This window comes from Streptomyces saintjeani (assembly GCF_055409605.1).
In genome coordinates this window covers 9082829-9108548 of record NZ_CP189624.1, presented here as the reverse complement: position 1 = coordinate 9108548, position 25720 = coordinate 9082829, and the positions used below count along the sequence as shown (strand labels likewise).

Below are 25720 nucleotides of genomic sequence, written 5' to 3'. Positions count from 1 at the left end.
GGCGGGAACCGTCATGCCGGGCCGCCCGTTGGAGGGGTACGGAACGACGGCGGGGCGGCACGATGAGCGAACTGGTACCCGGGGGCAACACGGCCCTCCCGAGCGGCGCGTGGACCTTCCGGGTACCGGGACCCTTCGACGTGAGCGCCCTGATCACCGACGACGACGGCAAGGTCCGCGGCGACGCGGACTTCGTGTTCTTCAACCAGCCGACGGCCCCCGGAGCGCGCCTCCACGGCGACACCCTGACCCTGGACCCGGCGAGGCTGCGGACCGGGGCCTCGCGCGTGACGCTGGTCGTCAGCCCCGCGGACCCCGGCACACACCTGGCCCGCCTCCCCACCCCCACCCTCCAGGTCACCGACCCCCGGGGCCACGTCCTGACCCGCTTCACCCCGGCCCCCGTCCGCACGGAGACGGTCCTCCTGCTCGCGGAGGTCTACCGCAGGGCGGGCACCTGGAAGGTCCGCGCGCTGGGACAGGGCTACGCGGACGGACTGGCGGGCCTGGCACGGGACTTCGGCGTGGACGTCACGGACGACGGGGCGGAGGACCACACGGAGGCGGTCACCGGGACCGGCACCGCGGGCTCGACCGGCACAGCAGGCGGCGCACGCCAAGCACCGGCGGCCCCCGCGTCCGCCGCCCCACCCCGCCCGGCCTCCTCCCCCCATGCCCCCGACCCCGACGGCTTCCTCGCCCTCGTCAACCCCGCCCGCGCGCAGGCCGGTTCACCCCCCGTCGTCCTCGACCCCCGTCTCACCTCCGCCGCCCGCGCGCACGCCGCCGCCATGGCCGCCGCCGGGAAGCTCGGGGTCGAGGGGCGGGACGGGGTCTCCGTGTTCCGGCGGGTCACGGCGGCCGGGTTCGCGTACCTCGCTGTCGGGGAGCACCTGGTGTCCGGGCCCCGGACGCATGCCGAGTTCGTCGAGTACTGCCTGAGCGGCGGGGACACCCGCCGGACGGTTCAGGACCCGGCGTTCACGCACGTGGGTGTGGCGCGGGCCGACGCGTACTGGACCGCCGTCTGGGCGAGCCCCCTCACCCCGGCCGGGCTCGGCCGGGTGGAGGCGGAGGTGCTCGAACTCACCAACCGCGAGCGGATACACGCCGGTCTCGGGCCGCTCGCCCCCGACGGCCCCCTCGCGCGTGCGGCGCGCGCGTACTGCGTCGACATGGCGACCCGCGCCTTCTACTCGCACACGTCTCCCGAAGGCACCCAGCCCTGGGACCGGGCCAAGGCGGCGGGTTCGGTGAAACGGTCGATCGGGGAGAACATCGCCTGCGGCCAGCGTTCGGCGGCAGAGGTGGTGGAAGGCTGGATGAACAGTCCGGGACATCGGGCCAACATCCTGAAGGCGGATTTCACCCACCTCGGTGTCGGCTTCGCGGGCGGCGGCCCCTCGGGGACGTACTGGACGCAGCTATTCGGCGCCTGAATCCCCTTTCCCCGCACCTGCGTTTCCCCGCGCACCCCGCCGCTTTTGAATGAAAGACAGATTCCCCCCGGAAATCGCGGATGCTTTGAACGCACCGCGCCCCGCGCGCCGTACCACTGGGAAAGGGAGCGAAACTCCGGGGGTTCAGCGAGGGATGACCATGGTCAAGGCGCACGTCTCCACGCACGAGTTGATCGCCGGCAGATACCTCCTCCTCGACGTCGTCCAACGGGAGACGAACCGCGTCAGCTGGTACGGCCAGGACGCGCAGGACGGCAGGCCCTGCCTGGTGACGCGGATCGGACTGCCGGAGGGGACGGCGGAGGAGGACGGGCGGATCGCCGCGCGGGGGGTGCGGCGGATGGCGGCGACGATGACCCGGCTGTGCCCGGGACGGATCGCGGCGGTGCTCGACGCGGTCGCGGAGGACGGCTCGCTGTGGACGGTCACCGAGTGGATCGACGGCCTGACGCTGGGGCAGTTGATCGAGCAGCAGGGCTCGTTCCACCCCGCGCGGGCGGCGGCGATCGTCCTGGAGGTCCTGGACGTCCTGGAGGTGGCGCACGGCGAGGGCATCACGCACGGCGAGCTGAGCCCGGGCCAGATCTTCGTCCGGGACCGGGGCCCTGTCGTCCTCACCGGCTTCGGCCTGGTCGGCGCGACGCTCGCGCCCCGGGTCGCGGCCCCGTCGTACGCCTCGCCGGAGCAGGCCCGTGACGAGCGGATCGGCCCGGCGGCGGACCTGTGGGCGCTGGGCGCGATCCTGTACACGCTGCTGGAGGGGCGGCCCCCGTTCCGGGACCGCGACCGGCCCGACGCGACCCTGCGGGGCGTGGACCGGCTGCCTTTGCGCGCGCCCCTGCGCGCCGGTCCGCTCGCCGGGACCGTACAGGGCCTGTTGCGCAAGGACTCCCGGGAGCGGCTGACGCGGACGGTGCTGCGGCAGTCCCTGACCCGGACGCTGGACGAGAACCCGCACCTCACCCCGGCGCCCCGGCTGCGGCGCGCGTACGCCGTGCTGCACGCGGCGCCGGCGTGGCGCGGCCGGGCGATGGCGGCGGGGACGGCGCTCGCGGTCGTGACGGTGGCCGTCGCGGCGCTCGCGGCGACGCACCAGCTGCCGGGCACGCAGGACGCGGGCACGGACGCGCAGCCCCGGCCCTCGGCGACCGCGGCGGCTCCTACTGATACCGGCAACGGAGTCGGGCAGACCGCCCCGCCCGCGCCCTCCCCGACCCCCACGGCGCCCGCCTCGCCGTCCGCGCCCCCGCCGTCCCCGTCGGCGCCTCCTTCCGCGTCCGCCCCGCCCGCCCCCGAGTTCCAGAGGTACCGCGCGCCCGAGGGCTTCTCGGTCGACCTGCCGGAGGGGTGGAAACGGCAGGAGGTCTCGAAGCAGGGCGATCTGGCGTACCGGATCACCTTCGGCGCGAAGGGCGACGGCCGGACGCTCGCCGTCACGTACAGCACGCAGCTCGGCCCCGACCCGGTCGCGGTGTGGCGCGACACGGTCGAGCCGGAGCTGCGGCAGGAGGAGGGGTTCCGGCGGATCGGGGAGATCCGGGCGACGACGTACCAGGGGTTCAAGGCGGCCGACATGGAGTGGGTCGTGGAGGACGCGCACGGCATGTCGCTGCGGACCTTCGGGCGGGGGTTCCTGACCGGTGAGCACTCCGGGTTCTCGCTGCGCTGGACGACGCCGGAGGCGGACTGGGAGAAGCCGGCCGACGTGGAGGCGCTCAAGACGTTCTTCCGGACGTTCCGGCCGAACTGAACGGACGTTCCGGCCGAGTCGAGGTGACGTTTCGGCCGGGCCGGGCCCGCCCGCGCGGGTCTTGCCAAAGCCGTATCAACGGGTCGATATAGGCTGCCGGTCTGCACGTTCCGTTCTCTTGAGGAGTCTTCCGTGACCCTGGCGATCGACCCGTCCGAGATGCCCGCCGAGGTGGAGTTCGCCCCGCTCGCCGATGCCGTGGTGCGGGACGCGCGGGAGTTCGGCGCGTACGCGCGGACCGGCGGGTGGGCCTTCGGCCTGAAGGTGGCGCGCAGTGTGCGGCCCGGCGGTCAGGCCGCGGGCGAGAGCGACAAGGTGTCGGCGAAGGAGTTCGCCGAGCTGGCCGAGTGCTCGCCCGAGCGCGTGATGCGCTACTACAAGGCGTGGGACAAGGCCGCCGACGACGGTCTCGTACCGCAGTTCGAGGAGCTGGAGCCCGGCCAGGACATCCAGCTCCCGGACGCGGACGTCTGGCTGAGCTACTACGTCTCCCGCTCCAGCGCGACCTCCGAGCGCGGCACCGCCATCTCCGAGGCGGCCGAGGCGGAGGGCATCCGGCCGACGAAGGCCCTGGAGGTCGCCGAGAACCCGACCGCCCTGCGCGCCGCGATCCTCGCCGACCCGTCCACCGCGCGCGCGGCCCGTGCCGCCCTCCTGGACCGCATCAAGGAGGACCCGACGCTCCAGGCCGAGCTGGCCCGGGACGTCGTACGGACCGACGACCTGAAGAAGGCCGTCGCCACCGAGAGCCGCTCCGCCGACCGGATCGGGTACGTCCGGCAGATCGCCGAGTCCGGCCAGGTGAAGACCCCGGCCGGACAGATGATCGACGCGCCGGTGTCGCTGCGCGAGGAGGCCGAGCGGCACCTGTCCCTCATCGACGAGCTGAACGACGACGAAGACGCCGGCGAGTGGGCGACCGAGGCGTACGACACGATGAAGAACCTCGTCGTGGAGACCGTCGAGGCCGATCCCGAACTGCGGGTCCAGGAACGGCGCACGAAGTTCTACAGCAGCCTCCAGCGGGCCACGAAGGTCTTCGAGGAGCTGACCTTCGACGACGCGCAGGACTTCTACGAGGACGACATGGTCAAGCAGCTGGAGGAGTTGCAGGAGGCGATCGGAAGCTGCATCACCTCCCTGCGCAAGGCCCGTTCCAGCGACTCCGCGTAGCCGCTACCAGCGGTTCTCGACCTGGTCCTTGATCCGGCGGTCGTACAGGTCCCGGATCGAGGCCAGGGTGGCGGCGTCCAGCTCGGGCAGGTCCGCGGCGCTCGCGTTGGCGCGGGCCTGTCCGGGGGTGCGGGCGCCGGGGATGACGGTGGTGACGCCCGGCTGCTGGAGGATCCAGCGCAGGGCGAGCTGGGCGGGGGTGAAGCCCTCGGGGGCGAGGCCCGCGAACTCGACGGCGGCCTCGACGCCGGTCGCGTAGTCGACGCCGGAGAAGGTCTCGCCCTGGTCGAAGGACTCGCCGTGCCGGTTGTAGGTGCGGTGGTCGTTGGCCGGGAAGACGGTGTCCTCGGTGTACTTCCCGGACAGCAGGCCGGAGGCGAGCGGTACGCGCGCGATGATCGCGACGCCCGCCTTCTCGGCGGCCGGGAGGACCTCGGCGAGGGGCTTGAGGCGGAACGGGTTGAGGATGATCTGGACGCTCGCGACCCCGGGGCGGGCGATCGCGGTGAGCGCCTCCGCGCATGTCTCGACACTGACCCCGTAGTGCGCGATGCGCTCCTCCGCGACCAGGGTGTCGAGGGCGTCGAAGACCTCGTCGGTGGAGTAGACGGGGGTGGGCGGGCAGTGCAGCTGGACCAGGTCGAGGCGGTCGACGCCCAGGTTGCGGCGTGAACGGTCGTTCCAGGCACGGAAGTTGTCGAGGACGTAGTTCTCGGGGAGCTGCTCGACGCGGCGGCCCATCTTGGTGGCGACGAAGATGTCCGGCTCCGGTCGGGAGCGCAGGTACGTCGCGATGGTCTGTTCGCTGAGGCCGTCGCCGTAGACGTCGGCGGTGTCGAAGAAGGTGACGCCGGACTCGACGGCCGCGTCCAGGACCGCGAGGGCCTCCTTCTCGTCGACGTCGCCCCAGTCGGCGCCGAGCTGCCAGGTGCCGAGGCCGATGACGGATGCGGACCGTCCGGCCCGTGTGAATGCGCGCTGCTCCATGGGCGCAGTCTGTCATCAGGGCCGGTCGGGGCGGTAACGGGGGCGTCGTATGAAGGTCCGTCACTCGTACGGGTGATCCGTTCGGCCAGATGGCCGATATACGGACGTATGCGCTTACCGTGATCTTGTGACTGATCGCCTCGTGAACCTCCCCAGCCGCCGCGGCTTCCTCGGCGGCGGCGCCGCCCTCCTGGTGCTGCTGGCCGCCGATCCGGCTGCCGCCTCCTCGGAGCTGCCCGGCTTCCCGTCCGAGGTGGACCTGCGCCGCACCGCCTACCGCAACTGGGACGGCACGATCGTCGCCGTGGGCCTGTGGGCCTGCGTCCCCGAGACCCCCGCGCAGGCGGTCGCCGCCGTCAACTGGGCGCACGCGCAGGGCTGGACGGTCCGCGCCCGGGGCGCCTCGCACGGCTGGGCGCCGCTGACGCTCGCCGAGGACACCCCGGCGGACGCGAAGATCCTGCTCCTCGACACCTCCCGCTTCACCGGCCTCGCCCTCGACTCCCCCACCTCCGTCCGCGCGGGGACCGGCGTGCGCATGGAGACGCTGCTGGGGTTCCTGGAGGACCACGGCCTCGGCGTGACGGCCGCTCCGGCTCCCGGCGATCTGACGCTGGGCGGGGTCCTCGCGATCGACGGGCACGGGACGGCCGTTCCCGCGCGCGGGGAGAGCCGGTCGCCGGGGCGGACGTACGGGTCGCTGAGCAACCGGGTGCTGTCGGTGACGGCGGTCGTGTGGGACGGGCAGGCGTACGCGCTGCGGACCTTCAGCCGTGACGAGGCGGACTGCGCGGCCCTGCTGACGCATCTGGGGCGGGCGCTCGTCGTCGAGGCCGTGCTCCGGGTGGAGGCGAACAGCAATCTGCGGTGCGTGAGCCGGACGGACATCCCGGCGAAGGAGCTGTTCGGGGAGAGCGGGCGGACGTTCGCGGACTTCGTGGACTCCGCCGGGCGTGTGGAGGCGATCTGGTTCCCGTTCACCGAGTTCCCGTGGCTCAAGACGTGGAGCGTGGAGCCGGTCAAGCCGCTGCTGTCGCGGCGGGTGAACTCGCCGTACAACTACCCCTTCTCCGACACCCTCCCGACCCTCGTCGCCGACCTCGCCGGGCGGCTCGTCGCGGACGCGGCCTGGTATCTCGCGCCGGTTCTCGGCAACGCACAGCTCGACGCGGCGGTGCTGGGGCTCACGGCGACGCTGTCGGCGGACCTGTGGGGGCCGTCGAAGAACACGCTGCTGTACGTCCGGCCGACGACTCTGCGGGTGCACGCGAACGGGTACGCGATCCTCACCTCACGGGATCGGATACAGCGCGTGGTGCGGGAGTTCGCGGACTTCTACCGCAGGCAGCTCGACGCGTACGCCGCGCGGGGGCGGTTCCCGGTCAACGGGGCCGTCGAGATCCGCGTGACCGGCCTCGACGACCCCGCCGACGCCGAACACGCGGGCGCGCGGGCGCCGTTGATCTCCGCGCTGAGTCCCGTCCCCGGCCGGCCCGAGTGGGACACGGCCGTCTGGCTGGACATCCTCACGCTGCCGGGGACTCCGCACGCCGAGGAGTTCTACCGGGAGCTGGAGCGGTTCCTGCTGGCCTCGTTCGACGGGACGGACGCGTTGGCGCGGGTCGAGTGGTCGAAGGGGTGGGGGTACACGGCCCAGGAAGCGTGGGCCGACCCCGAGGTGCTGGGGACGGCCGTTCCCGCGTCGTACGGCGCCGCGTGGGGCGAGGCCGCCGGGACGCTCCGACGGCTCGATCCGCACGGGGTGTTCAGGGCGCCCCTGCATCAGCGGCTGTTCCCGTGAGGCGTGAGGTGCGCCTGGACCGTCGGGCCGTAGCGGGCGACGATCTCCTCGACCGGGGTGACACGGACGGCGGCGCCGCGCGCGATGCCGTTCATGACGCCGAGGCCCAGGAGGGTCGCGAGGGCGAGTTCCGCGCGCAGGGCGGCGTCCGGGCCGGGGAGGCGGGCGGCGAGGCGGCCGGTGACCTGGGCGCGGAAGTTGGCGCGCAGGACGTCACCGTCCTCGCCCTGGTAGGAGGCGAACACGATCCTGAGGACCGGGTCGGCACCGCGCTCGCGCTGGCCCGTGACGACGTGGCGGACCATGTGCGGGCCGAGGTCCTCCACAGGCGCGTCGAGCAGGGCCTCGACATCGGCCTCGAAGGACATCACGCGGGCGAAGAGGGCGTCCTTGTTGCCGAAGTACTTGAGCACCAGGGGCGCGCTGACGCCCGCGCGTTCGGCGACGGCCTTGAGGGTGATGTCGGTGTGCGAGCGGCGGGCCATGAGGTAGCGGGCGGCGCGGAGGATGGCGGCGCGGGTGGCTTCGGCGTCGCGGCGGGGGGCGGTGGCTTCTGTGGCCGAGGGTGGAGTCGTCACGTCCCTCATGCTCCCTCCCGGACCTCGTCCGGCGCCTCGCGGCTCTCACTCGGCTCGCCGCCGGGCTCCTCCTCCTCGTCCTCGGAAACCTCACCCGAAGCCTCCGGTTCCCCCTCCTTCCCGCCCCCCGGAATCGTCAGCGCCACCGCACTCGCCCCCAGCGCCACCACGCCCGCGACCCCGAACGCGAGCAGGTACCCGTGCAGCGTCGGCACCGGCACCCCGCCCACCGTCCCCGCGTGATGGACCAGCACAGCCGCGACCGCCGCGCTCGACACCGCCTGCCCGATGGTCCGCATCAGGACGTTCACCCCGTTCGCGGACGCCGTCTGGTTCGCGGGGACCGCCCGCAGGATCAGCGACGGCAGCGCCGAGTACGCGAGCGTCGTACCGACCGACACCACCGCCGCGCCGATCATGATCATCCACAGGGAGTGGCTGTCGGCGATCCGTACGGCGTACCCGCAGGCGATGACCGCCGCGCCGAGGGCGAGGGTGAGCCGGGGTCCGCGTGCCGCCGAGAAGCGGGCGGAGAGCGGGGAGATCAGCAGCATGATGACGCCGCCGGGCAGCAGGACGAGGCCGGTCTCGACGATGGTGAGGCCGAGCCCGTACCCGGTGGCCTTCGGCGCCTGCACGAGCTGCGCGGTCACGAGGGAGTTGGCGTAGAACGCGAACCCGGTGAGCAGCGCGGCGACATGGGAGAGGCCCACGCTGGGGCGGGTCACGAGCCGCAGGTCCACCAGGGGCCGCTCGCCCCGCAGTTGCTGCCACCACCACAGCGCGAGGATCACCCCGGCGGCGACGAACAGGCCGACGATGCGTCCGCTCCCCCACCCCCACTGACCGCCCTGCGACACCCCGAGCAGCAGGCACACGAGCCCCGCCGCGAGCCCGAGCGCGCCGGTCACGTCGAACCGCCCCGGCTCACGGACCGGCGACTCCGGCACCGCCCACCGGATCAGCACGACGCCGAGCGCGCCGAGCGCCGCGGTGACCCAGAACATGACGTGCCAGTCGGCGTACTGGATGACGACGGCGGCGGCCGGCAGGCCCAGCGCGGCGCCGATGCCGACGGTGGAACTCATCAGGGCGACGGCCGATCCCCGCCTCTCCGCCGGGAGTTCGTCGCGCAGGACGCTGATCGAGAGCGGGACGACCGCGGAGGCCGCGCCCTGGAGAGCGCGCGCCGCGATGAGGATGCCGATCTGGGAGGTGAGCGCGCAGATCACCGAGCCGATCGCGAGGAGCGCGAACGACAGCAGGAGGACGCGCCGCTTGCCGTACATGTCGCCGGCGCGGCCGAGGACGGGGGTGAGGACGGCGCCGGAGAGGAGGGAGGCGGTGACCATCCAGGACACGGCGGCCGGGGAGGAGTGCGTCAGGCGGGGCAGGTCGGGCAGGAGGGGGATCACGACCGTCTGCATGACGGCCATGAGGATGCCGCCGTAGGCCAGGACCGGGACGGTGAACCGGCCGCGCGGACCGTCCGGCCTGGTGACGGGTATCGGGACGGGCGAGGCCATGGGGTCTCCAGCGGCGGCGAGAATAGGGTGAATGGCGATTCACCGTAGGGGTGAATCGCCATTCACCGCAAGCCGCTCACTTCTTCGACGTCAGCACCCGCGCGTGCACGCCCCGGGCCACCACCGGCCCCAGCCACCGCTTGAACCGCCGCAGCGCCTCCAGCGACCCGGCCGCCCGGTCCAGCCGGTAGTACAACTGCGGCGGCACGTACGGCAGCAACGGCGAGTGCCGCTGTCCCAGCAGGGCGAACATCTGCTCCGGCGGCAGATCGATGTACCGCGCGAGGTTCTCGTACCACTGGGCGCTGTACCGGGCGGCGCTCTGCGTCGACAGGAGCGCCGCCTTGCGCTCCCTCTCGTACGCGGCGAGTGCGGACGGCAGGTCATCACCGGAGCCGAGGGCATCGGCCAGCGCCATCGCGTCCTCCAGCGCGAGAGTCGTCCCCGCGCCGATGGAATAGTGCGTCGTGTGCGCGGCATCGCCGAGCAGGACGACGTTCCCCTGATGCCAGGTCCGGTTGGTGAGCGTGCGGAACACCGGCCAGGGACCGGGTTCGCGGCCGATCAGCCCGTGCCCGTCGAGGATGTGCGCGAACAGCTTCTCCAGCACCGGAAGGCTGTCGTCCCCGTCGAGACCGAGGCCCGCGACCGTCTCGGGGGCGCACTCGATGACGCAGGTGCTGTGGCCGTCGTCGTAGGGATAGCCGTAGCACCACACCCAGCCGTGCTCGGTCTCGACGAACGCGAACGTGAAGGTGGGGAAGACCTTGGTGGTGCCGAGCCAGACGTAGGCGTTGCGGCCGTCGACGAGGTCGGTGCCGAAGCCGGCGCCGTGCCGGGTGCGCGAGGAGCTGTGGACGCCGTCGGCCGCGACGACCAGGTCGGCGTCGGGGAGGCCGTCGATCTCGGACTCGAACTCCAGCCGGACCCCGAGGTCGCGGGCGCGGGCCGCGAGGATCTCCAGCATCCGGTGGCGGCCGATGCCGTGCCCCTCGTCGCCGGGCTGGCGGGTGGCGGTGCCGCGGATGTGGGCGACGCCCTCGGTCCAGCGGACGGACGCGGCGTCGATCTCGCGGGCGGACTCGGGGTCGTACTGGTGGAGCTTCTCCAGGAGTTCACGCCAGTAGGTGACGCCCCAGCCGTAGGTCGAGCCCTCCGGATTGCGTTCGTGGACGGTGATGTCGTACGACGGGTTCCGTCGCTTGAGCAGGATCGAGAGATACAGGCCGGCGGGCCCGCCACCGACGCAGGCGACCTTCACGCACACCTCTGAAATTGACCGAACGTGGGCAAGTGACGACGCAGGGTAGCAGCCGGTGGGCGTCGTTCAGCGCACGTGCGACACGAGGTGCTGTCAGCCGGTAGCCTCCGCGCGGCACTCCGGGTGACCCCAGCCCGAACCGTTCTTCGCGATGTCCTCGCCGGCCGCGTAGGAGCGTCCGCAGAGGCAGCGGCCCGGGAACTTGGCCTTGATGGTGCGGGAAGAGGAACCGGCCGGCTTCCGGGCCGGCTTGCCCGCGCGCTTGGCGCCCCCGGACGACGGCGTCATCGACGACGGCGGCGGCTCGGGCGAGCCGAGTTCGCTCCCCGCCGCCTCCTGCACGATCGCCGCCTGGCTGGCGGCGCGGTCCGCGAAGTCGTTGAGGGGGTCCCCGTCGACCTGGTGCGCGGCGACGTAGCGGAACTCGACGGTGCGCCCGCCGAGGAGTTCGTCGATGCGGACGACGAGGTCCTGGTTGGCGACGGGCTTGCCGCCGGACGTCTTCCAGCCGTTGCGCTTCCAGCCGGGCAGCCAGGTGGTGACCGCCTTCATCGCGTACTGCGAGTCCATCCGCACCTCAAGGGGTACGTCAGGGTCGGTGGCGGTCAGCAGCCGTTCCAGCGCGGTGAGTTCGGCGACGTTGTTGGTGGCCTTGCCGAGCGGTCCCGCTTCCCAGCGGGCCGGGGTCGAGGCGTCGTCGGAGACCACCCACGCCCAGCCGGCAGGTCCGGGATTGCCCTTCGAAGCACCGTCGCACGCGGCCACCAGTCGTTCACGCATGCACTCGATCATGCCACGTCGGTGAGCGTCGGCTGTTCCCCCTCCGTCGTCGTCACGTCGATCACGGAGAAGCTCGCGCCCTGGGGGTCGCTGAGTGCCGCGAACCGCCCGAAAGCCATGGTCATCGGCCCGAACCGGAGGATGCCGCCGGCGTCGACAGCGCGCTTCACGGCAGCGTCGCAGTCGTCGACGGTGAAGTAGACGTTGACGTACGACGGGACCTGCGGCGGGAACTCCTCCCCCATCTTCATGCGGCCCATCACCATGGCGTCGCCGAGCTGGTAGATGCGGAAGTCGACCGCGTCGTCGGCCATCTCCTTGACCCGGTAGCCGAAGACGGCCGGGAAGAACGCGTCCGTCTTCTCGGGCTCCCGCGTGAAGACCTCGGCCCAGCAGTACGCGCCGGGCACGGCCACCGCCTCGAAGCCCTCGTGGGTCCCGGCCTGCCAGACCCCGAAGACGGCGCCGCCGGGGTCGCGCGCCAGGCACATGCTGCCGAAGTCACCGACCCGCATGGGCTCCATCAGCACCTCCCCGCCGTGCTCGCTGATCTTCGCGGCGGTCGCGGCGGCGTCCGCCGAGGCGAGGTACAGGCACCACTGGGAGACGCCCTCCTGACCGGGCATGGGCGGTACGACGGCGGCGACCGCCTTGCCGTTCACGTACGCCTGCGTGTAGCTGCCGAACTCCGACGCCGCCTCGCCGAAGGTCCAGCCGAGGACGTCGCCGTAGAAGCTCTTCGCGCCTTCGACGTCCGTGAACATCGCATCCGCCCAGCAGGGCGTTCCCTCGGGCTGCACGGCCATGACCGCGCCCCTTCCGATCGGCCGACAGGTCTGGGTCCCACGCTAGCCACGTACCCGCCGGGCCGCACCGCGAACGCTGTCGACAGAACCTCTAACACAGAACCGGACGTTCCGCATATTCCCCTTGAGGGTGACGCGGGGGCGTGGTGGATCACGGTTTCCGCTTCCGCCGATCCGTCCGTGCGACCGGCGTGCGAAGGCGCCACCCCCGAACGCCGGTGCACGTTCGTCGTACGACCGGATTGGCTGCTCGTACGCATCCGGCCGGCGACGGCGGGAGCCTGCTCTGTCCAGCTCACGGGAGTGAATGTGTCCACACCGGACGGTGTCACCACCGCCCCGCTCACCAGTCTCGGCACCCGGGCCGCGCGGCAGCTCGCCACGGTCACCAAGTCCGAACCGCAGATGCGGGGCATCAGCTCGCGCTGGCTGATCCGCTCGCTGCCCTGGATCGACGTGCGGGGCGGCACCTACCGCGTCAACCGGCGGCTCCAGCTGACGGTGGGGCGGGGCCGGGTCCGGTTCGAGCACAACGGCGCGGACGACGTCCGGATCATCCCCGAGACCCTCACCGAACTCGCCCCGCTGCGCGGCTACGGCGATGTCGGGGTGCTGCGGGAGCTGGCGGGCCGGTTCACCGCGCGCGAGGTGCGCGCGGGCGAGGTGCTGTGCGCGGCGGGGCAGCCGGCCGCCGAGGCGTACGTGGTGGCGCACGGCCGGTTCACGCGGTTCACGGCGGGGGCGTACGGCGAGGAGGAGGTCGTCGGCGTCGTCTCCGGGGGCGACCAGCTGGGCGGCGATGCCATCGGGGCGCCGGACCCGCTGTGGAGCGCGTCGGTGCGCGCGGACACGGCGGGCGTCGTGCTGACGCTGCCGTCGGACGCCGTACGGGAGCTGACCGCGCGTGTGCCGTCGCTGGCGGCGCACTTCGCGGCGTACGCGGCGAGACAGCGGCTGCCGGTGAACCGCAGGGGCGAGGCGGAGATCCCGCTCCGGTCGGGGCATGTCGGGGAGCCGACGATCGACGCCGGGTTCGTGGACTACGAACTCTCGCCGCGCGAGTACGAGTTGTCGCTGACCCAGACGATCCTGAAGGTCCACACCCGGGTCGCCGACCTCTACAACGAGCCGATGGACCAGACCCACCAGCAGCTGCGGCTGACGGTGGAGGAGATCCGGGAGCGCCAGGAGTGGGAGCTGGTCAACAACCGGGAGTTCGGGCTCCTGCACAACACGGACTACGACCAGCGCATCCCCACGTCCAGTGGCCCGCCGACGCCGGACGACATGGACGAGCTGCTGTCGATGCGGCGCAGGACGAAGCTGTTCCTGGCGCATCCCAAGGCGATCGCGGCGTTCTTCCGGCAGCTCAACCGGCGCGGTCTGATGCCGGCCCCGGCCGAGGTGAACGGCCATCACGTGCCCGCGTGGCGGGGGGTGCCGATCTTCCCGTGCGGCAAGATCCCGGTCGGCAAGGACCTGACGACCAGCATCATCGCGCTGCGCACCGGCGAGGAGGACCAGGGCGTCGTCGGCCTGTACCAGACGGGCATCCCGGAGGAGTACCAGCCGGGCCTGAACGTGCGGTTCATGGGCATCGACCAGAACGCGATCATCCGCTACCTCGTCACCGCGTACTACTCGATGGCGGTGCTGACGCCGGACGCGGTCGGGATCCTGGAGAACGTACAGATCGGACGGTCGCAGTGAGCTACGCGCCTCCCGGGCCCCCCGCCCCCTTCCGGCCGCTGAACGCCAGGCGGACCGGTGCCGTCCCCGGTCTGAAGTACCGCCAGGTGGAGCCCGCCGACCCGGTGAAGGCGGCGGAGGTGGACCGCCGGCTGGAGGAGTGGGCGGGTGAGCTGGAGCTGTTCCCGCCGGAGTGGCACGGCGACTTCTCCGGCTTCCAGTTCGGCCGGGCCGTCGTCCTCCAGCACCCGAACGCCCTCGACGTCGAGCGGCTGGTGGCGGCCGGGAAGCTGCTGCTCGCCGAGAACATCGTCGACGACTGCTACTGCGAGGAGGCCGAGGGCCGGGGCGGCTCGGCGGCCGGGCTCGGGGGGCGGCTCGTCATCGCGCAGTCGGCCCTGGACCCCTTCCACGGCCCGGCGGACCTCACCGAGGAGTGGCACGCGGGGATGCAGGCGGACAGCCCGCTGCGCTCGTACTTCTGGGCCATGAAGGACTACGCGGCGCTCTCGACGCCGAGCCAGGCGGACCGGTACGTGCACGACATGGCGCGGCTGCACCTCGGCTACCTCGGCGAGGCGGCCTGGGCGCAGACCGGGTACGTCCCGAAGGTCTGGGAGTACCTGGTGATGCGCCAGTTCAACAACTTCCGGCCCTGTCTGTCGATCGTGGACGCGGTCGACGGGTACGAGCTGCCGGAGCAGATCTACGTCCGGCCCGAGATCCAGCGGATCACCGCGCTCGCGTCGAACGCGACGACCCTCGTCAACGACCTGTACTCCTTCACCAAGGAGCTGGCCACCGACCCCGAGCACCTCAACCTCCCGCAGGTCATCGCCGCGAACGACAAGCGGGGCCTGAAGGCCGCCTATCTCAAGGCGGTCGAGATCCACAACCGGATCATGGAGGAGTTCGAGGCGGAATCCGCCCTGCTCGGGGCGGTGTCGCCGCTCGCGGAGCGCTACGCGCGGAGCCTGGACGACTGGGTGGCGGGCAACCACGAGTGGCACGCCACCAACACCCACCGCTACCACCTGCCCGACTACTGGTGAGACCCGGCCGGCTCCGGCCGGCCGCGGCACGACCTGTTCACCGCACGACAGAGGAGCAACCGTTGACCACTGCCCACGACGCCGGACCCCGTCTCGCCTCGGTGCCCACCCAGTCCGTCTACCAGACCCGGATCGCGGACTACTGGAACGCCGAGGAGAACCCGGTCAACCTCGACCTGGGCCGGATCGACGACCTGTACCACCACCACTACGGCATCGGCGACGCCGACTGGAGCGTCCTCGACGACCCCGATCCCGTCCAGCGCCGCGAGCGCCTCACGGCCGAGCTGCACCGCCTCGAACACGCGCAGGCCGAGCTGCTGGCTTCCAAGCTGGGCCCGCTGACCGCCGAGGACCGGGTCTTCGACGCGGGCTGCGGGCGCGGCGGTGGCAGCGTCACCGCGCACCTGCGGTACGGCTGCGGCGCGGACGGCGTGACGCTCTCCGCGAAGCAGGCGGAGTTCGCCAACGCGCAGGCCCGCAAGCGGGGTATCGACGACAAGGTCGTCTACCACACCCGCAACATGCTGGACACCGGCTTCGAGACGGGCGCGTACGCGGCGTCCTGGAACAACGAGTCGACGATGTACGTCGAGCTGGACCTGCTCTTCGCCGAGCACGCGCGGCTGCTGCGCCGGGGCGGCCGGTACGTCACGATCACCGGCTGCTACAACGACACGTACGGGCAGGCGTCGCGCGAGGTGTCGCTGATCAACGCGCACTACATCTGCGACATCCACCCGCGTTCGGAGTACTTCCGGGCGATGGCGAAGAACCGGCTGGTGCCGGTCCATGTCGAGGACCTCACGCAGGCGGCGCTCCCCTACTGGGAGCTGCGCGCGCAGGCGGACCATCTGGTCACCGGGATCGAAGAAACGTTCCTGACGGCGTACCGCAACGGCAGTTTCCAGTACCTGATGATCGTCGCGGACCGCGTCTGACGTGCCGCGCGGGGCTCCGGCCGGGCCGTACGGCCTGACCGGAGCTTCTCCGTGCCGCGCGCCGGGTCACTCCTCCTCGGCCGCCTTCTCCAGGGCGGCGATGTCGAGCTTGCCCATCTTCATCATGGCCGCCATGACGCGGGCGGAGCGGCCCTCGTCGGAGCCCTGGAAGATCTCCATGAACCGGGTGGGGACGACCTGCCAGGAGAGCCCGAACCTGTCCTTCAGCCACCCGCAGGGGCCGGGTTCGCCGCCGTCCGCGGTCAGCTTGTTCCAGTAGTGGTCGACCTCTTCCTGGTCCGCGCACAGGATCTGGAAGGAGATCGACTCGTTGAACGTGAACTGGGGTCCGCCGTTGAGGGCCACGAACCGCTGGCCGTTCGCGGTGAACTCCGCGGTCAGGACGGTGCCGGCGGGCTGCGGGGCGCCCTCGGGGTAGCGGGACACCTTGCCGATGCTGGAGTTCTTGAAGACCGAGACGTAGTAGTGCGCGGCGTCCTCCGCCTGGTCGTCGAACCAGAGGCAGGTGGTGAATCCGTCGGTGGTCATGGGTGCTCCCCAAGGTCGTGGACGACACGGTCGTGGGTAGGGACCGGACCGCCGCCGGAAACTCATCGTTCCGCCGGAAAAAACTTCCGCGCCGGCCGTACGCGCCCCGGCCTAGCATCGGGATCATGACGATCCAGCCGTTCCGCATCGACATCCCCCAGGCCGACCTCGACGACCTCCACGACCGCCTCGACCGCGCCCGCTGGCCTGCCGAGATCCCCGGTTCGGGATGGTCGTACGGGGTTCCGGTGGACTATCTGCGAGAGTTGGTCCACCACTGGCGGCATGTGTACGACTGGCGCGCGGCCGAGGCACGGCTGAACGCCTGGCCGCAGTTCACGACCACGATCGACGGCGCCACCGTCCACTTCGCGCACATCCGCTCCCCCGAACCCGACGCGACGCCGCTGATCCTCACGCACGGCTGGCCGGGGTCCATCGTCGAGTTCCTGGACGTCGTCGGACCGCTCACCGATCCCGTCGCGCACGGCGGGGACGCGGCCGACGCCTTCCATGTCGTCGTCCCGGGCATCCCCGGGTTCGGGTTCTCCGGGCCGACCACCGAGAGCGGCTGGGAGGCGGGCCGGATCGCGGACGCGTGGGCCGAGCTGATGACGCGCCTCGGGTACGAGCGGTTCGGTGCGCAGGGCGGGGACTGGGGTTCCGCCATCTCCCGGGAGCTGGGGCGCGCGCACCCCGAGCGGCTCATCGGCGTCCACCTGAACCTGCTGCCGGGAGCGCAGCAGACGACGGAACCCACCGAGGAGGAGCTGGCGGCGCTGAGTCCCGCCGAGCGGGAACGGACGCTGCTGTCCTGGCGGAGCTGGTCCGCGTGGATGGCCGACGGACCCGCGTACGCCCTGCTCAACTCGACCCGGCCGCAGACCGTCGGGTACGGCCTCACCGACTCGCCGGTCGGTCAACTCGCCTGGATCATCGAGAAGTTCCGCGAGTGGTCCGACTCCAGGGAGCTCCCCGAGGAGGCGATCGGCCGCGACCTGCTGCTGACGAACGTGATGGTCTACTGGCTGACCCGGACGGCGAACTCCGCCGCACGCATCTACTACGAGCGCGCGCACACGACGACCGGCCGCTTCGCGCGGCCCGCCGAGCGCTCGACCGCGCCGACCGCGCTCGCGCTGTTCCCGCACGAGCTCCAGGTCCCGTTGCGGCACCGCGCGGACCGCACGGACACCATGGTCCGCTGGACGGAGTTCGACCGGGGTGGCCACTTCCCGGCGTTGGAGGAGCCGGATCTCCTGGTGGGGGACGTACGGGCGTTCTTCCGGCAGCTGCGGGAGGGCTGAGTCTGCTCTCGGCAGAGCCGCTCTGCCGACGGCAGAGAAACCGCTGACCCGGTCCGTTCCCGGTCGAGAGTGGAGTCACCGCAACCCGCCCCACTCAGGGAGAGGCCATGACTCCACCGATCACGCTCGCCGACGGCGACACCCAGCCGACCCGTTTCGACGACCACCTCGCGGGCCAGCTCCTCGCGCAGCGCATGGTGTTCCTGGGGACGCAGGTCGACGAGGTGTCCGCGCAGCGCGTGTGCACGCAGCTCCTCGTCCTCGCCGCCGAGGACCCGCGCGCGGACATCGTCCTGTGCATCAACAGCCCCGGCGGCGAGGTCCATTCGGGGCTGGCGATCCACGACACGATGCAGCTGGTCCCGAACGACGTGGCCACGCTCGCCATGGGGTTCGCGGCCAGCATGGGCCAGTTCCTGCTGACCGTGGGCGCGCCCGGGAAGCGGTACGCGCTGCCGCACGCCCGCGTGATGATGCACCAGCCGTCCGCCGGGATCGGCGGCACGACCGCGGACATCGAGATCCAGGCGGAGAACCTGGAGTACACGAAGCGGACCATCGAACGCCTCACGGCGGAGCGCACCGGCCAGCCCCAGGAGGCGGTGTCCCGCGACGGCGACCGCGACCGCTGGTTCACGGCCGAGGAGGCCAGGGAGTACGGCATGGTCGACCGGATCGTCCGCTCGCTGGCGGACCTGCGCCCGGCGGCCCCGGCACGACGGATGGGACTGTGACGATGAGCAGCTACACGATTCCGTACGTCGTCGAGCGCACCCCGCAGGGCGAGCGGTCGTACGACATCTACAGCCGGCTGCTGTCGGAGCGGATCATCTTCCTCAGCACGGAGATCGACGACGGCGTGGCGAACGTGGTGATCGCGCAGCTCCTGCACCTGGAGTCGGCGGCCCCGGAGAACGAGATCGCCCTGTACATCAACTCGCCCGGGGGCTCGTTCACTTCGCTGATGGCGATCTACGACACGATGTCGTACGTCAAGGCCCCGATCTCCACGTTCTGCGTCGGCCAGGCGGCGTCCACGGCGGCCGTCCTGCTGGCCGGCGGCGACCCGGGACGCCGGTTCGTGCTGGAGCACGCGCGCGTCCTGCTGGGCCAGCCCGCGAGCGGCGGCCGGCGCGGGATGGTGTCGGACCTCGCGCTCCAGGCGAAGGAAATGGTCCGCATCCGCTCCCAGGTCGAGGAGGTCCTCGCCCGGCACACCGGCCACGACCCGGCGACGCTGCACGCCGACATGGACCGCGACAAGGTGTTCACGGCCCAGGAGGCGGTGGCGTACGGGCTGGCGGACGAGGTGCTCAGCCGCCGGTAACCCTTACGCGGCCAGGCAGAGGCCGTTGTACGAGGAGGAAGTGGTCGCCGCGCGACGGTGCACGGGGGTGCGGCGCGCGGTGACCCTGACCAGTTCGTCCCGCGTCAGGGAGAGCAGGTCGCCGAGGGACAGGCCGAGGGCGTGCGCGGCGGCGGCGAGGACCTCGGAGGACGCCTCCTTGCGGCCCCGCTCGACCTCGGAGAGGTACGGCATGGAGATCCGGGCCGCGTCGGCGACGTCCTTGAGGGTGCGCTCCTGCGCCTGGCGCTCGCGCCGCAGGACGTCTCCGACCAGGTCCCGCCAGAGGGGCTCGCGGGGCGGGGCCAGGGGGATGACTCGGGCCTCGTCGTGGTTGCTCACCTTCCCAGCCTAGAAGTCTTGGTCCTGTTGAGCCCGGCGTTCCGCCATCGGCGAAAAACCGGGGGCGGAGGTGCCGGGGGCGGCGGCAGACTGCGGGATCCTCCCGAAAGCCCGCAAGCCCGAAAGCCCGAAAGGCGGACCATCCATGCTGCGCGAGACCTTCGACACCGTGGCGGAGCGCTACGACCGGGTGCGCCCCCGCTACCCCTCGGCGCTGGTCGACACGATCGTCACGGAAGCCGGTCTCGGCCCAGGCAGCCGGGTCCTCGAAATCGGGCCGGGGACAGGCCAGTTGACGGTCCCGCTCGCCGCGACCGGCTGCCGTCTGACCGCCGTGGAACTCGGCGCCTCCCTCGCCGCCGTGGCCCGCCGCAACCTCGCGGACCGGCCGCGGGCCGAGGTCGTGGCCGCCGACTTCGACACCTGGGAGGCACCCGCCGCGTCCTTCGATCTGGTGACGTGCGCGACCGCGTTCCACTGGCTCGACCCGGCGACGCGGGTGGCGCGGACGGCGGCTGCGCTGAGGCCCGGCGGGCTGCTCGCGGTGGTGGTGACCGACCATGTCGCGGGCGGCACCACCGGGTTCTTCCACGACTCGCAGCCCCACTACGAGCACTGGGACCCCGCGACCCCGCCGGGCCTCCTCCTCAAGGACGCCGCCGAAGTCGGCGCGGACCTCACGGAGTTCGAGCGTGAACCGAGCTATGAGGACGTGACCGTACGCCGGTTCACCCAGGACGTCACGTACACCGCCGACGGCTATCTGGAGGTGCTGCTGACCTACTCCGGGCACCTCGCGCTCGACGAACCGTCACGTGACGGGCTGTTCGCGGCGCTGCGGGAGCTGATCGACACGCGGTACGGGGGCACGGTCACCAAACGCTATCTCCACGAACTCGTCACCGCTCGGCGCACGTTGGGGTGAGCGGGGGCGCATGCGCCGCGCGGCTGGGGGTAGGCGCCCCGAGAGTGCCTCGTGGCTTTCGCCTCGCCCCGAGGACCGGCACCACGTGACGCGCGAGGGAGAGGGCATGCGTACCGCCGTGATCGGCTCGCAGGCAGGACCGGCCGCCGACAGGACGTCCGGCACAACCGCGACCGCCGGGCTGCCGGGGATCGAGGACCCCCGCAGTGTGGCTCCGCGAGACGCGCGCGAACTGTCCCGGCAGTTCCTGCGGCGGCTCAACGAGCTGGAGGAGGGCACACACGCTTACCAGTACGCCCGCAACACGCTGATCGAGATGAACATGTCGCTGGTCCGGTTCGCGGCCGGCCGCTTCCGGGGACGCGGCGACGACATGGAGGACATCGTCCAGACCGGGATGATCGGGCTGATCAAGGCGATCGACCGGTTCGAGCCCGAGCGCGAGGTGGAGTTCACGTCGTTCGCGCTGCCGTACATCGTCGGCGAGATCAAACGGTTCTTCCGGGACACCACCTGGGCGGTCCATGTGCCGCGCAGGCTCCAGGAGTTGCGCGTCGAGCTGGCCAAGGCGCGCGACGAGCTGGCGGGCCGGCTTGACCGGGAGCCGACGGTCGCGGAGCTGGCGACGCTGATGGACATCGGCGAGGACGAGGTGATCGAGGCGCAGATCGCCGCCAACGGCTACACGTCGTCCTCGCTGGACGCGGCCCTCACCGGTGACGGCTCCGAGCACGGGGAGGCGGTCCTGGCCGACTTCATCGGCGTCGAGGAGCACGCGCTGCGGCTCGTCGAGGACTTCCACACGCTGGCGCCGCTGATGGCCGAACTGAGCGCGCGCGACCGGCGGATCCTGCATCTGCGGTTCGTGCGGGAGGCGACACAGGCGGAGATAGGCGCCGAGCTGGGGTGCTCCCAGATGCACGTCTCCCGGCTGATCAAGCGGATCATCGCGCGGCTGCGGGAGGGCATGCTGGCCTAACCTCCAGCCTCTAGCCGAACGGGACGACGGCCCGGACGCGTTTCCCGACGGGGACGCGTTCGGCGCTGACCTCCCGCGCCAGGGCGTGGACGATCTCCAGGCCGTGGCGGCCGACGCGCTCGGGGTCGCGGGGGAAGCGCAGCGGGAGCGCGTCACTGCTGTCGTACACGCAGACCGCGACGGACTCCTCGGTGCCCTCCAGCTCCAGGATGTAGGGGCCGTTGCTGTGCCGGTCGGCGTTGGTGACCAGTTCGCTGACCACGAGCATCACCTCGTTCACCGTGCCGTCGTCGATGGCTGCGCACCACTCGGTTCTCAGCTGGTCGACGAAGCGTGCCGCGAAGGCGCGGGCCTCGCCGATGCAGCCGGGGTCCCCCGTGTAGTGCGCTGCCCGCCGAAGCGGTTCCACCGGTACGTCGAAACGAGTAGGTATCACTGCCCCGTCCAGATGCTCGGTCGTTCTCGTCCTCACGCGTCCCCCTGTCTGGTCCGACCGGGGCGCACGCCGCCGCACCTGTGCTCGTACCCCGTGCCGGGCCGGGCAGTCCCCTCATACGCCAGGGGAAGGCGGGGGCTCCCCGGAAGAGGGGGACGGCGTGCCGGTCGAGGGGCCGGTGGGGCTGGGAGTGGCGGTGAGCGGAGGGGGTTCGAGCGGGGACGCGGACAGGGGCGTCGGCGGTGCCGGGCTCAGCGACGGGGAGGCCGAGGGGCTCGCCGGCTCGGTGGACGGCGAAGGGGAACTCGGACTCGTACTGGGACTGGGGCTGGGACTGGGGCTCTCGCTGGGGCTCGTGCTCGGACTGGGACTCGGCGTCGGGCTGGGTGTCACCGACGGCGAGGGCGAGGGGGTCGGCGTAGGGGTGGGCGTCGGGGTCACGGGCGGTGTCGTGGGCCGGTCGCCGTGGCCCGAGTCGCCCCGGTGGCGCGCGATCCACCCGTGGTCGTCGTGGTCGTACAGCACGAAGATGTTCACGACCGTCACCGAGGGCGCCACCACGACGACGTTCGCGGGCCGGTACGCAGGCCAGGTGTCGCCGGTGGGGCGGGGCGCGCCGGACTGGGCCTGGGCCCGGGTGAGGGGGTTGCCGCAGGCGCAGCGCACGCGCGGGACGCCGTAGCCGTCGACGAGGACGGCCGTACCGGTCTGGAGGACGGACTGGTAGCTGGTCGCGGCGCCGTCGCGGAAGCCGTGGTTGGTGACGCGGGTGTCGGTCCTGAGCTGTACGGGGGTGAGGGAGCGGAGGTACGAGGGGACCTGGGCGGGCTGGACGCCGGCGACCGTGGCGAAGGCCCGGTTCTTCGCGGGGGCGGCGTCGAGGGCGCGGATCTGCTTCTGGACGTCGCAGGCGGCGACGTCGCGGCTGCCGCCGTAGAGCCCGGCCGAGCCGCCGTCGACGCTGCGGAGCGTGCCCTCGGGGGCCTGCGAGGGGGCCGGGGTGGTGGGCGGGGCGGAGCTGTGCGCGGCCGTGGACTCGGTGAACGGGTCGGGGCCGGGTTTCGCGGCGGCCTGGAGGAAGACCTCGCCGCTGCCGCCCTTGTCGCCGGAGTCGCCGCCGGAGCGGGTGAGGAGGAGGGTCACGGCGGTGACGGCCACGACGGCGGTGGTGGCGAGGGCGATGCGGGGCGCGGATCTCCACCAGGGGCGGTGCGGCTCGTCCGGCGGTCCCGAGGACGGCTGGGAGGGGCCGGAGAGGGGGCCCGAGGGCGGTCCGGTGGGGTTGCCGGAAGACGGCGGTTCGACGCTCACGCACCCTCCCGAAGTGGGGTCGCTATGTCATGGAACATCCCCATTGTGTGCTCCGAATGGGTGTCCTCCGCAAGCGGACACCGACGGCGCACCCGGCAGGCGAGGCGGGGCAGGGGTGCTTAGCGTGGCAAGCGTGATCGATTCCCTCCCCTCCCGGCACGGCTGGCCCCAGGCGCTCGCCGCCGTGCTCGCCGGGGTGTTCTCGATGGGGCTCGTGGCCGCGCTGGGGCTGCTGACGGCCGGGGCGACGGACCTGCCCGGCGGCGCGTTCCCGAGTGTCGTCGCGGCGTCCGTGGTGACGGCGGTCGGCGGCACGGTGAAGCTGTCCGGCGCGGCGGGGGACCTCGCGGGCAGCCGGGCCGGGATGACCGTGATCCCGCTGTCGGTGACGCTGGCGGGGGCGCTGGTGATCGGCGCCGGGTTCCTCAGGCCGCTGCGCCGCCGCGCGGTCGCCGGGGCGGCGGAGCTGGCGGGCTGGGCGGCGCGGCTCGCGGCCGTGTGGCTGCTGGCCCTGCTGGGGATCGCCCTCGCCGCCCGGCACACGTTCCGCGTCTCGCTCGGCGAGGGCACGCTGGGCGACCTCGGCGACCTGTTCGGCGTCGATCCGGAGGTCGGCTTCACCACCGACCTGCCGCTCACCCTGTCGGTGGGCCTGGTGTGGCTGGCGGGCGTGCTCCTGCTGGCACTGCTGGTCGCGCGCGGCGCCCCGCTGCCCGGCAGGCTCCTGCGCGCGCAGGAGACGGTGCGGCCGGTGTCGCACGCGGTGCTCGTGCTGCTCCTCGCGTGGGTCGCCCTCGGGGTGCTCGCCGCGCTCGGGGTGGTGATCGGCAAGGGGCACCGCCCCGAGACGGTCGCCGTCGTCCTGCTGGGGATGCCGAACCTGATGTGGCCGGCCCTGACGCTCGGCCTCGGCGCGACCTGGGAGGGGCGTGTGCAGGGCCCGTTCGGGCTGCCGATGCCGAAGGTGCTGGACGAGGTGCTGCGCACGCCGGACCTCTCGACGCTGAACCTGCGCACGCTGGCCGCGCAGGACGGGCGCGTGTGGTGGCTGGTCGCGGTGGAGGCGGCCCTGCTGCTGGCGGCGGCCCGGGTGATGGTCCGGCGCTCACCGAGAGGGACGCCCGCCTGGCGGCACGGGCTGCACCTGGCCGTCGGGCTGACGCTCGCCGTCCTCGCGGTCTTCCTCCTGTGCCGTACCGAGGCCCACTACGGCCTGTCCCTCCTCGGTATCGGCGACCTCGGCGGCGGTCTGGGCGGGACGCTGCTGCTGCGCCCGCGGTGGTGGCCGGGGCTCGCGCTCGCGGCGCTGTGGGGGTTCCTCGCCGGGTTCATCGCGGGGTGTCTGCCGCGAACATCACGGCGGCCCACTCCGGCGGCCGGCGCACGCCCCTGACCTCGCCGCCCCTCAGCTCTCCCGCGAAGGCGAGGCAGGAGGCGTACCGGTCCTCCGGGTCCTTGGCCAGCGCCTTCGCGAACACGGCGTCCAGGCGGGCGGGCAGGTCGGGGCGCAGGGACGTCGGCGGGGGCGGTTCGTCGTACTGGTGGGCCCACAGCAGCGCCATGTCGTCGTCGCGCCTGAACGGCGGCCGGCCGGTGAGGCACTCGTGGACGACGCAGGCGAGCCCGTACACGTCGCACCGCCCGTCCACCGGTTTCCCGGCGATCTGCTCGGGCGCGACGTAGTCCAGCGTCCCGACGAACTGCCCGACCGTCGTGAACCCCGTCAGCGACAGCGACTTCTTCGTCAGCCCGAAGTCGGTGAGGTAGGCGTGCTCGGGGTGCTCGTCGTCCGGGCCGGGCGCGATCAGGACGTTCCCGGGTTTCACGTCCCGGTGCACGAGCCCGTGCGCGTGCGCCGTGTCCAGCGCGGAGGCGATCTGTACGGCGATCCTGGCGGCCGTCGCGAGCGGCAACGGGCCCTCGCGGTCGAGCAGCCGGCGCAGGTCGCTGCCCTCGACGTACCGCATGGCGATGTAGAGCACGCCGTCCGCCTCGCCCGCCGCGAAGACCGGCACGATGTGCGGGTGGTCGAGCCCCGCGGCGACCCTCGACTCGTGGGCGAAGCGCTGCCGGAAGGTGTCGTTGCGGGCGAGTTCGGGGGCGAGGAGTTTGAGGGCGACCGTCCGGTCCAGGGCCAGGTCACGGGCGCGGTAGACGACGGCCATGCCGCCGCGCCCGATCTCGCGCTCGATGCGGAAGCCGCCGACCAGGCGGCCGGTGTCATCGGTCATCGGGGGTCACCACTCGGGTGGGGGCGTGCCGGGGCGGCCCGTCGGCCGCGTACGTACTCAGCCGCGCCCCCTGCGCGTACACCCACCTCTCCCGCTCCTGGTCGTACAGCCACACCGACTCGCCGTCCACGACCACCCCGATCCGCACCCCTTGCGTACGCTGCCGGAACGCCTCCCCGTCGAGGCCGGCCGCCAGCTCCTGGAGCGCCGCCCGGTATTCGGCCAGGGCACGCTCCGCGCGGGCCAGCAAGGGGCGGGCGTCGTCGCCGGCGGCCGGGGCGCCGGGCGGTACGGGCGGGTCCTGGGGTACGGCGACCAGGTAGCGGCCGTCCACCCAGGCGCTCCAGCCGTTGGCGCACAGGACGTGGCCCCAGTCGCCGCGCAGTTCGAGGAGCTGGACGGGGAGGAGGGGGTCGAGCGGCACCGTGGGGCGGGCCGGGTCGGGGGTCTGCCAGGCGGGCATGCCGTGGGGCGGGACGACGTGGGTGGGC

At 72.4% G+C, this 25720-nt stretch carries 25 protein-coding genes; 13 read left to right on the top strand and 12 right to left on the bottom strand.

Annotation, left to right across the window (positions count from 1 at the left end; genetic code table 11):
- Positions 1–62 precede the first annotated feature (62 nt).
- The 3 genes from ACQCO7_RS40785 to ACQCO7_RS40775 all read left to right on the top strand — a co-directional run bounded on the left by ACQCO7_RS40785 (position 63) and on the right by ACQCO7_RS40775 (position 4383).
- On the top strand, positions 63–1439 hold the full coding sequence (locus tag ACQCO7_RS40785; RefSeq protein ID WP_464076563.1) for a CAP domain-containing protein: 1377 nt from the start codon (positions 63–65) through the stop codon (positions 1437–1439).
- A 154-nt stretch (positions 1440–1593) separates the two neighbouring features.
- Complete coding sequence (locus ACQCO7_RS40780; RefSeq protein ID WP_464076562.1) at positions 1594–3210, top strand: serine/threonine protein kinase; 1617 nt, start codon at positions 1594–1596, stop codon at positions 3208–3210.
- A gap of 132 nt (positions 3211–3342) precedes the next feature.
- Entirely contained in the window at positions 3343–4383 is a 1041-nt protein-coding gene (locus tag ACQCO7_RS40775; RefSeq protein ID WP_464076561.1) for a hypothetical protein, read from the top strand.
- Between the two features lie 3 nt (positions 4384–4386).
- Here ACQCO7_RS40775 and ACQCO7_RS40770 read toward each other — a convergent pair whose 3' ends face one another.
- Positions 4387–5370: an aldo/keto reductase gene (locus tag ACQCO7_RS40770; RefSeq protein ID WP_464076560.1), complete on the bottom strand. Its 984-nt coding sequence runs from the start codon at positions 5368–5370 to the stop codon at positions 4387–4389.
- Positions 5371–5497: 127 nt separating this feature from the next.
- On the opposite strand from ACQCO7_RS40770, the gene ACQCO7_RS40765 reads away from it, so the two are divergent.
- A complete protein-coding gene (locus ACQCO7_RS40765; protein ID WP_464076559.1) occupies positions 5498–7171 on the top strand; it encodes a cholesterol oxidase substrate-binding domain-containing protein in 1674 nt (557 codons plus the stop codon).
- On the opposite strand, the gene ACQCO7_RS40760 is transcribed toward ACQCO7_RS40765, so the two are convergent.
- The 5 genes from ACQCO7_RS40760 to ACQCO7_RS40740 all read right to left on the bottom strand — a co-directional run bounded on the left by ACQCO7_RS40760 (position 7153) and on the right by ACQCO7_RS40740 (position 12122).
- Entirely contained in the window at positions 7153–7758 is a 606-nt protein-coding gene (locus tag ACQCO7_RS40760; RefSeq protein ID WP_464076558.1) for a TetR/AcrR family transcriptional regulator, read from the bottom strand. The two genes, ACQCO7_RS40765 and ACQCO7_RS40760, sit on opposite strands and share 19 nt — an antisense overlap.
- Positions 7755–9275: an MFS transporter gene (locus ACQCO7_RS40755; protein ID WP_464076557.1), complete on the bottom strand. Its 1521-nt coding sequence runs from the start codon at positions 9273–9275 to the stop codon at positions 7755–7757. Before ACQCO7_RS40755 ends, ACQCO7_RS40760 begins: the two co-directional genes overlap by 4 nt.
- Positions 9276–9351: 76 nt before the next feature.
- Positions 9352–10542: an FAD-dependent monooxygenase gene (locus ACQCO7_RS40750; protein WP_464076556.1), complete on the bottom strand. Its 1191-nt coding sequence runs from the start codon at positions 10540–10542 to the stop codon at positions 9352–9354.
- 87 nt (positions 10543–10629) lie between these two features.
- Positions 10630–11328, bottom strand: a complete 699-nt coding sequence (locus ACQCO7_RS40745) for a ribonuclease H family protein (RefSeq protein WP_464076555.1) — start codon at positions 11326–11328, stop codon at positions 10630–10632.
- Positions 11325–12122: a VOC family protein gene (locus ACQCO7_RS40740; protein WP_464076554.1), complete on the bottom strand. Its 798-nt coding sequence runs from the start codon at positions 12120–12122 to the stop codon at positions 11325–11327. The genes ACQCO7_RS40745 and ACQCO7_RS40740 overlap by 4 nt, the downstream gene beginning before the upstream one ends.
- 309 nt (positions 12123–12431) lie before the next feature.
- On the opposite strand from ACQCO7_RS40740, the gene ACQCO7_RS40735 reads away from it, so the two are divergent.
- The 3 genes from ACQCO7_RS40735 to ACQCO7_RS40725 all read left to right on the top strand — a co-directional run bounded on the left by ACQCO7_RS40735 (position 12432) and on the right by ACQCO7_RS40725 (position 15804).
- Entirely contained in the window at positions 12432–13832 is a 1401-nt protein-coding gene (locus ACQCO7_RS40735) for a family 2B encapsulin nanocompartment shell protein (protein ID WP_464076553.1), read from the top strand.
- Complete coding sequence (locus ACQCO7_RS40730) at positions 13829–14863, top strand: family 2 encapsulin nanocompartment cargo protein terpene cyclase (RefSeq protein WP_464076552.1); 1035 nt, start codon at positions 13829–13831, stop codon at positions 14861–14863. Before ACQCO7_RS40735 ends, ACQCO7_RS40730 begins: the two co-directional genes overlap by 4 nt.
- A 62-nt stretch (positions 14864–14925) precedes the next feature.
- Complete coding sequence (locus tag ACQCO7_RS40725) at positions 14926–15804, top strand: geranyl diphosphate 2-C-methyltransferase (RefSeq protein ID WP_464076551.1); 879 nt, start codon at positions 14926–14928, stop codon at positions 15802–15804.
- Between the two features lie 66 nt (positions 15805–15870).
- On the opposite strand, the gene ACQCO7_RS40720 is transcribed toward ACQCO7_RS40725, so the two are convergent.
- Complete coding sequence (locus ACQCO7_RS40720) at positions 15871–16353, bottom strand: VOC family protein (protein WP_464076550.1); 483 nt, start codon at positions 16351–16353, stop codon at positions 15871–15873.
- Between the two features lie 125 nt (positions 16354–16478).
- On the opposite strand from ACQCO7_RS40720, the gene ACQCO7_RS40715 reads away from it, so the two are divergent.
- The 3 genes from ACQCO7_RS40715 to ACQCO7_RS40705 all read left to right on the top strand — a co-directional run bounded on the left by ACQCO7_RS40715 (position 16479) and on the right by ACQCO7_RS40705 (position 18987).
- On the top strand, positions 16479–17660 hold the full coding sequence (locus tag ACQCO7_RS40715) for an epoxide hydrolase family protein (RefSeq protein WP_464076549.1): 1182 nt from the start codon (positions 16479–16481) through the stop codon (positions 17658–17660).
- A 107-nt stretch (positions 17661–17767) separates the two neighbouring features.
- Entirely contained in the window at positions 17768–18394 is a 627-nt protein-coding gene (locus ACQCO7_RS40710; protein ID WP_464076548.1) for an ATP-dependent Clp protease proteolytic subunit, read from the top strand.
- Between the two features lie 2 nt (positions 18395–18396).
- Entirely contained in the window at positions 18397–18987 is a 591-nt protein-coding gene (locus ACQCO7_RS40705) for a ClpP family protease (protein ID WP_464076547.1), read from the top strand.
- Positions 18988–18990: 3 nt separating this feature from the next.
- Here ACQCO7_RS40705 and ACQCO7_RS40700 read toward each other — a convergent pair whose 3' ends face one another.
- Positions 18991–19347, bottom strand: coding sequence for a helix-turn-helix domain-containing protein (locus ACQCO7_RS40700; RefSeq protein ID WP_010356475.1), 357 nt, complete (start codon positions 19345–19347; stop codon positions 18991–18993).
- 145 nt (positions 19348–19492) lie between these two features.
- Between ACQCO7_RS40700 and ACQCO7_RS40695 the strand changes: the two genes are divergently transcribed.
- Both ACQCO7_RS40695 and ACQCO7_RS40690 read left to right on the top strand, forming a co-directional pair.
- A complete protein-coding gene (locus tag ACQCO7_RS40695) occupies positions 19493–20272 on the top strand; it encodes a class I SAM-dependent methyltransferase (RefSeq protein ID WP_464076546.1) in 780 nt (259 codons plus the stop codon).
- Between the two features lie 106 nt (positions 20273–20378).
- Positions 20379–21251 carry an RNA polymerase sigma factor SigF gene (locus ACQCO7_RS40690; RefSeq protein WP_464076545.1) on the top strand — a complete coding sequence of 291 codons (873 nt, stop codon included), beginning with the start codon at positions 20379–20381 and terminating at the stop codon, positions 21249–21251.
- Between the two features lie 10 nt (positions 21252–21261).
- Here ACQCO7_RS40690 and ACQCO7_RS40685 read toward each other — a convergent pair whose 3' ends face one another.
- Positions 21262–21660: an ATP-binding protein gene (locus tag ACQCO7_RS40685; RefSeq protein WP_464077417.1), complete on the bottom strand. Its 399-nt coding sequence runs from the start codon at positions 21658–21660 to the stop codon at positions 21262–21264.
- A gap of 141 nt (positions 21661–21801) precedes the next feature.
- Positions 21802–22998: a DUF6777 domain-containing protein gene (locus tag ACQCO7_RS40680; RefSeq protein WP_464076544.1), complete on the bottom strand. Its 1197-nt coding sequence runs from the start codon at positions 22996–22998 to the stop codon at positions 21802–21804.
- 133 nt (positions 22999–23131) lie between these two features.
- Here ACQCO7_RS40680 and ACQCO7_RS40675 point away from each other — a divergent pair, with 133 nt between their 5' ends.
- Positions 23132–24391, top strand: a complete 1260-nt coding sequence (locus tag ACQCO7_RS40675) for a streptophobe family protein (protein ID WP_464076543.1) — start codon at positions 23132–23134, stop codon at positions 24389–24391.
- Here ACQCO7_RS40675 and ACQCO7_RS40670 read toward each other — a convergent pair.
- A complete protein-coding gene (locus ACQCO7_RS40670) occupies positions 24327–25229 on the bottom strand; it encodes a serine/threonine-protein kinase (protein ID WP_409113775.1) in 903 nt (300 codons plus the stop codon). The genes ACQCO7_RS40675 and ACQCO7_RS40670 overlap by 65 nt on opposite strands.
- The gene (locus tag ACQCO7_RS40665; protein WP_464077416.1) at positions 25219–25692 is read right to left on the bottom strand and encodes a hypothetical protein; all 474 of its coding nucleotides are present in this window, start codon (positions 25690–25692) and stop codon (positions 25219–25221) included. The genes ACQCO7_RS40670 and ACQCO7_RS40665 overlap by 11 nt, the downstream gene beginning before the upstream one ends.
- Between the last annotated feature and the right edge of the window lie 28 nt (positions 25693–25720).